We start from the raw sequence: 13,136 nt of genomic DNA, 5'->3' as shown, positions 1-13,136 counted from the left end.
TGATTACTGGGTATTAGGAACGACTTGGATCTCGACGCGACGGTTCAAGGCGCGGTTTGAGGCGCTGTTGTTCGCGACCAGAGGACGGGTTTCACCAAATCCCGAGGTATACAGGCGTGCGCTGTCAATCGATTGGCTGGCAAGGTAGCCCTTAACACTCATTGCACGGCGCTCTGACAAGCGTTGGTTGTAAGAGGCGGCACCGGTGTTATCCGTGTGCCCTTCAATGCTTAAAAAGGTTTTATCGTATTTACGCATCACTTTAGCGACGGCATTGAGGGTCGGATAAAAGTCGGCAGCAATGGCGTCTTGGTCAAGCCCAAACGTGATGTTTGACGGCATAATCAAGCGAATATTATCCCCTTCACGGACCACTTGGATGCCAGAACCAGCCAGTTCCTCACGGAAAGCTTGCTCTTGTTTATCCATGTAGTTGCCGACCGCAGCCCCTCCGATGGCACCAATCGCGGCCCCAATAAATGCGCGCTTATCCTTATGATTGGATGTCGATTTACCCGCGATAGCCCCGGTGATGGCACCAATGGCTGCGCCCTTTTGGGTGTTAGACATCGATTCACACCCGGTGAGCGCCAAAGATGCCGTCAATACTGCCACAGCGGTGAGTTTGTATTTTTTTCCCATTGTCTTCTCTCTATTTACGCGTTAGCTACCATAACCTATCGCACGTTAGACAGTGTTCTTCAAGAAAGTGTCAAAAAAATGAATTGTTGCTGCCGTTTTAAACGATATTGAGCACGCCGATGACACAACTCTCAATTCTGCCTTTTTAGCTCTGCATCCTGTCAAGCAAATTGCGCTGGATCAAAATGTGACGAACAAACCACGTGTTACAAAAAGGCATCAAATCAAAAGGGGAGCACAGTCTCTGTGACAACCCTGTTATCCCTACAAAAGGAGCCAACGATCATGTCGAGCACTTTCTTTATCCCAGCCGTTAACCTTATGGGGGCAGGGTGCCTTGCAGAAGCGGCAGACGCGATTCAGTCACACGGATTCAAAAAAGCCCTGATCGTGACAGATAAGGTATTGAGTCAAATTGGTGTGGTAAAACAAATAGCCACACTGCTTGATAGCCGGCAGGTCGATTGTGTGGTCTATGATGGCACACAGCCGAACCCGACGACTGATAACGTGGCGCAAGGTCTGGCCTTGTTGCAAGAGAGCCAGTGTGATTGCGTGATTTCACTCGGTGGTGGCTCACCACACGATTGCGCTAAAGGGATTGCCCTGGTGGCGACTAATGGCGGGCAAATAGGCGACTATGAGGGGGTTGATCAATCTGCCAAACCGCAGTTGCCGCTTATCGCGATTAATACAACGGCAGGAACGGCATCGGAAATGACACGTTTTTGTATCATCACCGATGAAGCGCGTCATATCAAAATGGCGATTGTGGATAAGCACACCACCCCTATCATTTCGGTCAACGACCCTGAGTTAATGTTGGCTAAACCCGCCTCATTAACGGCGGCCACAGGTATGGATGCGCTCACTCACGCGATTGAAGCCTATGTGTCTACCGCCGCGACACCCATTACCGATGCAGTGGCGTTAAAAGCGATGACGTTAATCCAAGAGAATCTTCGCACCGCTGTGGCGGATGGACAAAACATCGACGCGCGCGAGCAAATGGCCTACGCCCAGTTTATGGCGGGCATGGCATTTAATAATGCGTCACTGGGTTATGTTCACGCGATGGCTCACCAGCTTGGTGGCTTTTATGACTTGCCGCATGGCGTGTGCAATGCCGTATTGTTGCCTCATGTTCAGCGCTATAACGCGCAGGTTTGCGCCGCGCGTTTGCGTGATGTTGCCACCGCAATGGGCGTGGATACGGAGAATATGACGGCCGATGAGGGGGCGAAAGCCGCCATCCAAGCCATTCAGTCGCTTTCAACGGACGTAGGAATTCCAGCTGGCTTGAATGAATTAGGTGCCAAACAAGAAGATATTGATGTGCTGACTGAAAATGCGTTGAAAGATGCGTGTGGCTTCACTAACCCGAAACAAGCAACACACGACGAAATCGCCAAGATTTTTATGGAAGCCATGTAGCACTGACGTTATCCCGTGATCATTGAGCGGAAACAGGCCTGAATATCCAGGCCTGTTATATGGGTGAATCCGTGAAACACGCGAGGTTAATCGCTGCGATCTTCGACTTCAGCGATCTGGTTTTGACAGGTTTGCCCGCCCAGAACGGTTTGAATATTGGTTAAAGTCGTCTCGGCGATATTGTGCAGTGCTTCTTTGGTCAAGAACGCTTGGTGGCCGGTGATCAGCACGTTGTGACAGGCTGAAAGGCGACGGAACACATCATCGACAATCACATCATTCGATTTATCTTGGAAAAACAGTTCACGCTCATTATCGTAAACATCGAGTCCCAACGATCCGATGCGCCCCTGTTTAAGTGCCTCAATGGCGGCAACCGAGTCGAGTAGCTCGCCTCGGCTGGTATTGATTATCATCACGCCATCTTTCATTTGCGCAAAGGCGTCGGCGCTAAGCAAGTGATAGTTATCTTGAGACATTGGGCAATGCAGGGAAACAATGTCGCTTTGGGCATACAGCGTTTCTTTCGAGACATACTCAGCACCAAGCGCAATGGCTTCGGGGTTTTCATAGGGGTCGTGGCAGAGAATACGCATGCCTAGCCCATTAAGAATGCGCATGGTAGCAATACCGATTTTGCCCGTGCCGATGATCCCAGCTGTCTTACCATGGAAATTAAACCCAACTAAACCATCCAGCTCAAAGTTAGCGTCTCGGGTGCGTTGGTATGCTTTATGAAAACGGCGGTTGAGGCACATCATCATGCCAACCGTATGCTCGGCGACCGACTCAGGCGAGTAAGCGGGGACACGGACCACGGTGATGCCCAACGACTTGGCAGCATCCAAATCGACACGATCGTACCCCGCGCAACGTAATGCAACTAAATAAACCCCTGAATCTGCCAGAATTTCTAAAACAGGTCGAGAAAGGTCGTCGTTCACGAAAGCACAAATGGCTTGCGCACCTTGCGCCATTTTGGCGGTTTTTTCAGTGAGTAAGAAATCATGGAACTCAAACGTATAATCAAACGCAGCATTCACATGGGAGAAGGCGGCCTTGTCATAAGATTTGGCGCTAAATACGGCAATGGTCGTCATTAACTAGCCTCCGAAGCTGTCGAGGAGGAAATGTGATGTGTATCAATAACGTGATTTCCATCAAAAATAAACCCTTAAATATTTAAGGGTAATTGTGCCAGCATGAACGGACAAAGCCGAACGTGTGTCCGGCTTTGCGAGTTGGGCTTCTCCCGATTGGTTAAAAACGCATCGTGGCATTAATGCGGATATCTCGGCCAGCGGCTGGCACACCGGCAGACAGATAAGGCGTGTAATACTGATCGGTAAGATTGACGATGGTTGCGTGAAGCACGAAATCATCGCTGGGTTTCCATTCTCCATACAGGTTTTGGAAAAAGTAGGCGTCACTGGCTACGTTGGCTGTGTGTAAAGAAGGCTCGTTAGGAACGCGGTCCTGTTCGTCCCAGTATTGTCCTTGCCACCCGATTTGGATGGTATCCGTTAATTGGTGCCCAATTCCTAACATGGCATTGAGTGGTGGGTTTTCATACCAGTATTCGTCGTCGCCAGTGCTATCGCGCAACGAACCTTTGTGTTTACCTCGCACCATAGAGACAGACGCATCGGCAGACCACTTGCCGAGACGATATTGCAGTTGTGCGTCGAAACCGTAGGTATAGCGCCCGTCCAAGTTGGTGTAATAGCCCTCTTTTTGCTTGGTCGCATTGACACCTCGGCGCTGGGCAACATCATGAATAATATCATTCCAGAATAGTGTGACTTCGGAGGCGAGATGATCGCCTGCAGTTAACACATTTTGACGTTTATCAGACAAGCCCAACAGATACGCATTGATACGAGTGACGGAAAGGTCGCGACTTGAAGATGCCCGTTTTGAGGCCTTGGCATATTGCACCGTATATAACTCGTCAATGGTTGGCGCTTTCATTCCATAGGCATAAGCCGCTTTAAGCTGTGTTGATGCACTGACATCATAAGTCAATGCAACACGGGGCTCCCAGCCTTGGTGGCTGATAGCGCTGTAATCATGGCCGACTGATGGATCGTTGTAATCAGGCGCTGGGTTTGGCACACCTTGTGATCGAATATGGCTATAGCGAAGTGAGGCGGTGAGTTCGAGATCTGGGGGAATAAAGTACTTATCTTGTACAAACACACTGGCTGTTTGTTGCGCGCCCGATGGTTCAAAGTTGGGTGTGTAGTAGCCGTTGTTTTTCGATGGCTTTTTACGATACGTATGGTTGTAGACGTGTGAGTCTCGGTCTTGATCTTGATACTGGGCCCCGATCATGACTTCGTGATCACCGAGGTAACTGGTATTGGTGATCTCGGCAAACCAACGCTCATAGGACAACCAGACTTGGTGGCCGTATTGGCCTGATGTGATGTAAGACTGATAGGTACTATCTGGGCGCTCCCAATAGCGATGGTTTTGTGAATGCGCGATCACGACACGGGTGTCGATATTGTCGTTAAACGGTTGATAGTGATAATTCAACGTACTGGTATATTCGCGATAGTGATTATCTACTGAGGTGGCGAATAATGCGGCTTCGTAGCTACCATATTTATTGATTTTGTAATCACTAATTGAAGGCATGGTGCCGCGACGATTCGCCCACGGCTTTCTCCCTTGGTCGTCATAGCGGGTGTGGCTGAGCATCATATTGTGCGCGTTTGACTGGTAGCGAATCTTACCCAGCAAACTGTGTTGACGGTAGCCAGAGAACGTAAAGACATCACCGTTGCCCAGTTCGATATCATCGGCATCACGTCGAGAGCCGTGCAACAGCACTGACCAACCAGCGTCAGAAGCACCATAAGTGGTCACACTGCGCTTCCATTGTTGGTTCACACTGTTGAAGCCGGCTTGAGCCATCGCGCCAATCGACGAATCAGGGTCAAGAAAGTCAGCCGCTTCTTTGGTTTCCATGATAAAGCTGCCACCAAAAGCCCCCACACTGGCACGCACATTATGATCGCCTCTTACCACGCGCACGGATCGTAGTAACTGAGGATCGATGAAAAAGCTACCATAGCGATACTGTTGAAAGCCGACGGGGGCACCATCGACCCGAACAGACAGTGCCGAGGGATGCGAAAAGCCCCACACATTGATACGTTCACTGCCTGGACGTGCGCCAGCGTCGAGTGAGACGCCAGGCATCTTCATTACCAATTCTCCGATATTATGCGCCTGTTCACGTTGGATATCGTCTAGCTCTAACGTCGACTTTCCGGGTGAGGTGAGGGTGATAGGGTGGTTTAATTGCTCACCTTGTATCTCTATAGTTTCAATGCGGCTAGAAGAGGAGTTTGTGGTCGCACTGGCGGTTTGGGCACTAACGGCAAAGGCTGCCAAAATGGAAAAACGTAGAGAGCGATATGGCATATTGATACTACTTCACTGACATATAAAAGCGCGCACTATACGCCAGCTCTGGGTAACTAGCAATGTTAATGAGATTGATTATCAGTTATGCATTGGTCATTTTTGTTGCCAAGCAGTATGATACTGGGAAATGCTCAATAGGATATGCCCATGTTTACCGGAATTATTCAAGCGGTGGCACATATTGAAGTTTGCCGCGATCATCAAGGTATTCGAACATTCGATATTCGTTTCCCGGATGGTTTTTGTGAGGGGTTAGCGGTAGGAGCCAGTGTCGCCATCGATGGTGTGTGCTTGACAGTGACTGAGCAGCTTGAACAAACGCTGGTTCGCTTCGATGTGATGGTACAAAGTCTCGCGATTACGACACTAAAAAGCATCAAAGCTGGGGATGCGGTGAATGCTGAACGTGCCGCGAAAGATGGCGCTGAAATTGGTGGACATCCGTTATCTGGACACGTGGATTGCCGTGCGACCTTATCCGATGTGCTGGTACAAGAAGAAAATTATCGTTTGCGCTTTTCGGTACAGCCTGAATGGATGCGCTATGTTTTTTCCAAAGGCTATATTGCCATCAATGGTGCGAGTTTGACCATCGCAGAGGCGAACAAAGACCAAGGCTGGTTTGACGTTTGGCTTATTCCTGAAACACGTCGAATGACAACGTTCGAGCGAAAGGTGGAAGGGGATCAAGTGAATCTCGAAATCGAGCGCCAGACGCAAGTCATGGTCGACACGGTGCGCGAGACGCTCAATGAGCAATTGGGTCCTTTACTTCCCGTACTCGAATCGCTTGCGAAAGAGCAGGGGATTGATCTAGATACCATCGGTATCGCTAAGCAACCATGAATTAACAAATAGCAAACATTCTCTCCAGCCGGCTAATGCCGCAACAGGCGGGGCGAGCGACGCGCCGCCTGCCTTCCAAGCTGCCCAAGCTCCACTTGTTCACTTTGTGCGCGAACTTGCTCAAATGATGATGTGGTTAACAAAAATGTCAGTATTGAGACATAAAATTATGCTCGAACGCTCATTTTTGTTGTGAGTTTGTTTTCGAGATGCTGTGATTATGCAAAATGATAGTGTGGTTTTGAACGTGTAACCCTACTAACAGTGACAAGGATAATCATATGAAAAAGGCATCGTCGACTCTATTAGGAGAGTGCGTGTCCGAGTTTATCGGCACGGGCTTACTCATTTTTTTTGGTGTGGGCTGCGTGGCCGCTTTAGTGCTCACCGGCGCTGACTTTGGTCAGTGGGAAATCAGTATTGTATGGGGCTTTGGTGTCGCCATCGCCATTTACTGTACCGCAGGGGTGTCCGGCGCGCACATTAACCCCGCGGTCACCATTGCACTCGCCGCGTTCCACGGCTTTGATAAGAGTAAAGTTGTTCCATACATCATTTCACAAATGCTTGGCGCGTTTGCCTCGGCTGCGCTCGTCTATAGCCTTTATAGTAACCTTTTTGTCGAGTTTGAGCTGGCAAACAACATGGTGCGCAGTAGCCCTGAGGCCTTGTCGACGGCGGGGATCTTCTCGACCTATGCGCATCCTGCCTTGTCATTTACGGGCGCCATGGCGGTAGAGTTTGTGATCACTGCGGTACTGATGTTCGGTATTCTCGCACTGGGTGATGAAAACAATGGTGCGGCTCGTGGTCCAATGAATCCGCTGCTAATCGGTATTCTTATTGCCGTCATTGGTGGCTCTTTGGGTCCATTGACCGGGTTTGCGATGAATCCAGCGCGTGACTTTGGTCCGAAGCTGTTTGCTTACCTCGCTGGATGGGACTATGCCCTGACGGGCGCGCGTGATATCCCGTACTTCATTGTCCCTATTGTTGCCCCTATTTTGGGTGCCTGCTTTGGCGGTTGGCTGTATCCGAAAGCGATTGCCCCATATCTGCCCCAAGCAGGACATGGCTGTACGATCCCTAACCAATGTGACGACGATGAGCTGGCTGAAACGGAGACGCGAGAAGTCAACGCCTAACCTAGCACTGTGTCCAATGGCGCTCAGCATGAAATAAAGCAATGCGCGACATTGAGCAATGTGCAATGACACATGGCGCGAAATGTCGCGATACAGACTAAAATAAGAGAGATAGAAGGAAACCGTATTATGTCAGCGAACAAGTATATTGTTGCTCTCGACCAAGGCACCACCAGCTCACGTGCAGTGGTTATGGATCACGATGCCAATATCGTCGGTGTATCTCAGCGCGAGTTTACGCAAATTTATCCGCAAGCAGGTTGGGTTGAGCACGATCCAATGGAAATTTATGCCACCCAAAGCTCAACGCTGGTGGAAGTGCTGGGCAAAACCGGCATTCGTAGCGATGAGATTGCTGGGATCGGGATTACTAACCAACGTGAAACCACGGTTGTGTGGAACAAAGAAACCGGTAAACCGGTTTACAATGCCATCGTGTGGCAATGCCGCCGTACTGCTGACATCTGTCATGACTTGCGCGAGCGTGGATTGGCGTCTTATGTGCGTGATAATACTGGGTTAGTCCTTGACCCTTACTTCTCTGGCACCAAGGTGAAATGGATCTTGGACAACGTAGAAGGTGCGCGCGAAGACGCAGAAGCCGGTAAACTGCTATTCGGTACTGTGGATACCTGGTTGGTATGGAAGATGACTCAAGGGCGTGTGCATGTGACTGATTATACTAACGCATCACGCACCATGCTGTTCAATATCAATGATATGTGCTGGGATCAAAAAATGCTCGATGAGCTTGGGATCCCTGCTTCAATGCTCCCTGAAGTGCGCCGCTCTTCCGAAGTCTATGGACAAACGAACATCGGTGGTAAAGGCGGTACGCGTATTCCTATCGCGGGGATTGCGGGTGACCAACAAGCAGCCCTATTCGGACAAATGTGTGTTGAAGCCGGCCAAGCGAAAAACACCTATGGAACGGGCTGCTTTTTGCTAATGAACACCGGGCAAGAGAAGGTGACATCGAGCCATGGCCTGTTGACTACCATTGGTTGTGGCCCGCAGGGCGAACCATCCTATGCGCTTGAGGGCGCGGTCTTTATGGGTGGTGCCTCAATTCAATGGCTCCGTGACGAGCTAAAAGTGGTGGAAGACGCCCATGACTCTGAATACTTTGCCACCAAAGTTGATACATCGAATGGCGTGTATGTTGTCCCGGCGTTTACCGGTTTGGGAGCACCCTATTGGGATGCCTACGCTCGCGGTACCATTGTGGGGCTGACCCGTGGTGTGAACTCTAACCATATCATTCGCGCAACCCTAGAAAGCATTGCCTATCAAACGCGTGATGTATTGGATGCCATGCAGGCGGATTCAGGTATTAAGCTTGAAGCGTTACGTGTTGATGGCGGCGCCGTTGCCAATAACTTCTTGATGCAGTTCCAAGCCGATGTGCTCGACACCGACGTGCATCGTCCGGAAGTGACAGAAGTCACCGCGTTAGGCGCGGCGTACCTTGCGGGTATGGCGGTCGGTTTCTGGGATGGCCTGGATGAGCTAAAAGATAAAGCCAAACTGGACCGAAGCTTTGAACCACATCGAGACGAAGAAAAACGCAATCGCCGCTATCGTGGTTGGAAGCGGGCAGTAAAATGCGCACAAGCGTGGGCTGAGCTGCATAATGAAGAAGAAGATGTGTAAGCCTGATATCACTCTTTATAATGAAAGGCGCGTTTTCGCGCCTTTTTTCATATTGCCCTGTCGCCGGCCGATTGATCGTGTTCCTCTCTTTTACTGCGTTTTTTCTCCGCCTATAAAGGCATAGGGCTACTCGCCAGACGGTTTTTTAGTTCACATGAACGCCTTTTTCTTAACACTTCTTCTACACTTGTCACAGTCAATAATAATTTTTCGAACATATATAGTGACCGAAAACGAAAGTTGATATACAGTTATACTCATCAGTTAATGTTCGTTCGCTCATATTTGAACAAGGTCGGCTAAAAATGACTACGCATAATTCTCATCAAGACGCACTTCTCGACATCCTCGTGGTTGGGGGCGGGATTAATGGTGCCGGTATCGCTGCTGATGCGGCGGGTCGTGGACTCAATGTGGGTCTGTACGATGCCAAAGATTTCGCATCGGCCACTTCATCCGCGAGCTCGAAGCTTATTCATGGTGGATTGCGCTATCTCGAGCATTATGAGTTCCGTTTGGTCTCGGAAGCACTGGCCGAACGTGAGGTACTGATCAACAAGGCGCCCCATATTGCGTTTCCGATGCGTTTCCGTTTGCCGCATCGCTCGTATCTGCGCCCAGCCTGGATGATCCGTTGTGGATTATTTTTATATGACCACCTTGGTAAGCGCTCAACATTACCGAGCAGCCACAAGGTTGATTTGCGTAAAACTGGCTACATGAACAAAGACATGAAAGTCGGGTTTGAGTACTCAGATGCTTGGGTGGATGATGCGCGCTTAACCTTACTCAATGCGCAATATACGCGTGAAAAAGGGGGAGAGGTGCGCAATTACTGCCAAGTGGTCGCGGCAGAGCGTGAAAACACGATTTGGCGAGTGACGCTAGAGGACGCACATACCGGTGAGCGCTTTGAGCGCAAAGCCAAGGCATTGGTGAACGCGACTGGCCCTTGGGTGAAGCAATTCTACGATGACAGTCTCCACGAAAAATCGCCGCGTGGGATCAAAATGATCAAAGGCTCTCATATTGTTGTGCCACGTATTCATCAAGACCCACAAGCGTATATTCTGCAGAATAATGATGGCCGTATCGTCTTCGTGATCCCATATCTCGACAAGTTCTCATTGATTGGTACCACGGATGTGGAGCATAAAGCCGATCCCCGAGAAGCAAAAATTGACGAGGCTGAGATTGATTACTTAGTTGATGTCGTCAATCAGCACTTTACTCACCAAATTCAGCCTCAGGATGTCGTTTGGAGCTACAGTGGCGTGCGACCATTGTGTGATGATGAATCGGACTCGCCACAGGCGATGACACGCGACTACACCATAGAGTTGGAGCAACAAGGCAATCAAGCGCCGTTGGTTTCCATCTTTGGCGGTAAGCTCACGACTTATCGTAAGCTGGCGGAGTCTGCGATGCGCAAACTCGAGCCATTCTTTGACAAGATGGGTCAGCCTTGGACGGCTAGCGGTGCGCTTCCCGGTGGTGATTTCAGCTGCACACGGGATGAGCTCGCCCTGTCGATTAAACAACGTTATCCGTGGTTAAGCCATCATACGGCGCAGCGATTTGTCGATACCTACGGTACCCGCACACATCAACTAATGAGAGGTTGTCACAGTGAAGCGGAGATGGGTCATCGGTTTGCTGATGGGGTTTACCAGGTGGAAATTAACTATCTGGTGCAATATGAGTTTGTTCAGCATGCGGAAGATGCCTTATGGCGTCGCACCAAATTAGGCTTGTATCTGACTGAAGAACAGGCTGATGCGATTAGCCAATACATCGAGCAGCAGCGCGTTAAAGTACACGCACTGCCATTAAGCGAGGCAAGCTAGCACTCAAGTGAGTCCGTGTTGCTAACACGATGGGATGACAAAAAAGAGCGCCGATGGTCGGCGCTCTTTTCGATCGACTGTCTTTTAACGCCGTTTAGCCGATAACGTGCTGCCTAGTGATGCGCTGATCACCATGCCAATCGCGAGCCATTGACGCAGGGCCAGTTGTTCATCGAGCACGAGTAGCCCAGCCATGGCGGCAACAGCAGGCTCTAAACTCATCATCACACTGAAGGTTTGTTTGGGCATGTTGCGTAACGCTATCATCTCCAGAGAATAAGGAATAGCACTAGAGACAAGGGCGACAGCGATCCCCAAGGGTATCAATTGCCATTGAAAAATCGCACCGTCAGTCGCAATGTAGCCCGCTGGTACGAGATAAAGGGCAGCAATGCTCATCCCCAGAGCAACCGTCCCGCCGCCTGGCGCTAAATTTCCTGCCTTTTGCCCAAATAGGATATAGCCAGCCCAGCAGCCGCCCGCCGCTAATGCGTAAGCCACCCCTTTTGGATCCAAGGCATCCACGCCTGACAAATCGGGGAGGAGAGTAATAACACCGCCAACGGCGAGCACGATCCAAAGACTGTCTCTGGCGCGACGAATAGAGATTAAAGCCACCAATAAAGGACCGGTAAACTCAAGTGCGACGGCAATCCCCAACGGAATAGTCTCGATAGACAAATAAAGCAGCATCATCATGCCACCAAGACAGCCACCATATACCGTTATCGCTCGCCAATGTCGCGCGCGTGGCCACTGACGCCAAGGGCGAAAGACGAGCCACAAAATGAGGGCAGAAAAGCCGACACGCAGGGCAGTGGTCCCAATAGGGCCCACCAGAGGGAAAAGCTGTTTGGCAAAGGATGCGCCAAATTGAATGGCGCACATGGCACCAAAAACACTCAATATCGCAACAAAAAGCGCACGAGCCTGCATAATCCCTCCTTTTCAGTAAAATAGAGCTATTACCTTAACATAGAGGCAAAAAAAAGCCGCTCCGATGAGAGCGGCAAAGATTTTGGAGCGAATTGTCTCAATCCTATCGTATTCGCTAGAATTTTTGTTTAGCTGAGTCGTAGGCATCTTTGAGAGACGTCAGTGCCTGTTCGGCGCCTTGTTTAATGTCGTCCCACGCATCGTCACTGGCATGCTGCAGCTCATTAATGCGTGTTTTCGCTTGCTCTTTTCTTGCGCGCAAATGCTCAATTGACTCTCGGTACTCTGCTTTTGCATTTGCCGAAGCAACATTCGCTTTTTCTTCGAGTTTATCAATTTCTTGATTCCAGTCTTGCAAGCGATTATGTAACTTATCTATCATCTCTTGGCGTTGCATAATACCTCCTGTTAAAAGGGCCTAAGTCTACGTACAGGCGATTAATCAGTGGCGAAACGCAGTGGCGAAACGCCTTATTATTTAGGCATTGCCTTCGACGTCGAGTTCATCAATGACTCGTTCAACGTCCTGCGCGTTCTCTGCCATTAATACGGCAAGATCGCGCGCGGCATCACTTTTCACTTCGCCTGATAGGGTTGCGACGCCATCGTTAACGGATACATCAATATTGGTTCCACTAATATCGGGATTCAGCAACAAGCTTGTTTTAAGCGCCGCGCTGACTTTGGTGTCAACGACGGCTTGGCCTAGGTCGGCTGACTGGCTCGCAGGTTGCGACACAGTGAGCTCGTTTTTTATCTCACTCACGCCATCAATCTGACGAACTAAGCCACTGGCCAAGCTTTTATCAAGCTCGGTATCGACTTTCCCGGTTAGAATGACCACGCCTTGCTCAACATCTGTGTTGATATCAAAGTTATTGAGGTTAGTGTTCACCATCAGCATGGACTCGGCTTTGCCATCAATCCAAGCGTCTTTGGCTTCATCTTGCCAGTCATTGGCGCTGCTCGCCGCAGAGACAGAAGAAGCGCCAAGCGCAAGCGCTAACCCTAATGATACAAATAAAGGATGAAATCGACCTTGCGGAGTCGTCTTCATTAAATCCTCCTTTTTCAATGAGTGTGAGCAACGTTGTGGCGCTGCTAGATTCCCAACAGCGAAATCCATGCCAATTTTAAAAGAATCTAAATATCAACAACTTATCTATTGGTTGATGATTTGATGGTTTTGCTTTTT

The 13,136-nt window shown here is 49.8% G+C and carries 11 protein-coding genes; 5 read left to right on the top strand and 6 right to left on the bottom strand.

From position 1 onward, the window contains the following. Positions 1–3: 3 nt before the first annotated feature. Positions 4–642: an OmpA family protein gene (locus tag BZG73_RS07605; protein ID WP_046075670.1), complete on the bottom strand. Its 639-nt coding sequence runs from the start codon at positions 640–642 to the stop codon at positions 4–6. A gap of 285 nt (positions 643–927) precedes the next feature. Here BZG73_RS07605 and yiaY point away from each other — a divergent pair, with 285 nt between their 5' ends. Beyond that, positions 928–2,076, top strand: a complete 1,149-nt coding sequence (yiaY, locus tag BZG73_RS07600) for an L-threonine dehydrogenase (RefSeq protein ID WP_077668008.1) — start codon at positions 928–930, stop codon at positions 2,074–2,076. 86 nt (positions 2,077–2,162) lie between these two features. Here the strand turns inward: yiaY and BZG73_RS07595 are convergent, their stop codons facing one another. Both BZG73_RS07595 and BZG73_RS07590 read right to left on the bottom strand, forming a co-directional pair. After that, positions 2,163–3,176, bottom strand: coding sequence for a 2-hydroxyacid dehydrogenase (locus BZG73_RS07595; protein ID WP_077606719.1), 1,014 nt, complete (start codon positions 3,174–3,176; stop codon positions 2,163–2,165). 160 nt (positions 3,177–3,336) lie between these two features. Beyond that, complete coding sequence (locus BZG73_RS07590; RefSeq protein ID WP_077668007.1) at positions 3,337–5,511, bottom strand: TonB-dependent receptor domain-containing protein; 2,175 nt, start codon at positions 5,509–5,511, stop codon at positions 3,337–3,339. A 150-nt stretch (positions 5,512–5,661) separates the two neighbouring features. Between BZG73_RS07590 and BZG73_RS07585 the strand changes: the two genes are divergently transcribed. The 4 genes from BZG73_RS07585 to glpD all read left to right on the top strand — a co-directional run bounded on the left by BZG73_RS07585 (position 5,662) and on the right by glpD (position 11,005). Continuing rightward, complete coding sequence (locus BZG73_RS07585; RefSeq protein ID WP_077668006.1) at positions 5,662–6,360, top strand: riboflavin synthase subunit alpha; 699 nt, start codon at positions 5,662–5,664, stop codon at positions 6,358–6,360. A 281-nt stretch (positions 6,361–6,641) separates the two neighbouring features. Beyond that, positions 6,642–7,505, top strand: coding sequence for an MIP/aquaporin family protein (locus tag BZG73_RS07580; protein WP_077578464.1), 864 nt, complete (start codon positions 6,642–6,644; stop codon positions 7,503–7,505). Between the two features lie 129 nt (positions 7,506–7,634). Then, a complete protein-coding gene (gene glpK / locus BZG73_RS07575) occupies positions 7,635–9,158 on the top strand; it encodes a glycerol kinase GlpK (protein WP_077578463.1) in 1,524 nt (507 codons plus the stop codon). A gap of 305 nt (positions 9,159–9,463) precedes the next feature. Then, positions 9,464–11,005, top strand: coding sequence for a glycerol-3-phosphate dehydrogenase (gene glpD / locus BZG73_RS07570; protein ID WP_077638371.1), 1,542 nt, complete (start codon positions 9,464–9,466; stop codon positions 11,003–11,005). Positions 11,006–11,089: 84 nt separating this feature from the next. On the opposite strand, the gene BZG73_RS07565 is transcribed toward glpD, so the two are convergent. The 3 genes from BZG73_RS07565 to BZG73_RS07555 all read right to left on the bottom strand — a co-directional run bounded on the left by BZG73_RS07565 (position 11,090) and on the right by BZG73_RS07555 (position 12,998). Further along, on the bottom strand, positions 11,090–11,941 hold the full coding sequence (locus tag BZG73_RS07565) for an EamA family transporter (protein WP_077578461.1): 852 nt from the start codon (positions 11,939–11,941) through the stop codon (positions 11,090–11,092). Positions 11,942–12,056: 115 nt separating this feature from the next. Beyond that, positions 12,057–12,338 carry a sll1863 family stress response protein gene (locus tag BZG73_RS07560; protein ID WP_046075679.1) on the bottom strand — a complete coding sequence of 94 codons (282 nt, stop codon included), beginning with the start codon at positions 12,336–12,338 and terminating at the stop codon, positions 12,057–12,059. An 81-nt stretch (positions 12,339–12,419) separates the two neighbouring features. Continuing rightward, positions 12,420–12,998 carry a BON domain-containing protein gene (locus BZG73_RS07555; RefSeq protein WP_046075680.1) on the bottom strand — a complete coding sequence of 193 codons (579 nt, stop codon included), beginning with the start codon at positions 12,996–12,998 and terminating at the stop codon, positions 12,420–12,422. Between the last annotated feature and the right edge of the window lie 138 nt (positions 12,999–13,136).

It is taken from the genome of Salinivibrio siamensis, assembly GCF_001996005.1.
Taxonomy (GTDB): Bacteria; Pseudomonadota; Gammaproteobacteria; order Enterobacterales; family Vibrionaceae; genus Salinivibrio; species Salinivibrio siamensis.
Note: the sequence above shows the minus strand (reverse complement) of the source record. Positions and strands in the feature narration are given on the sequence as shown.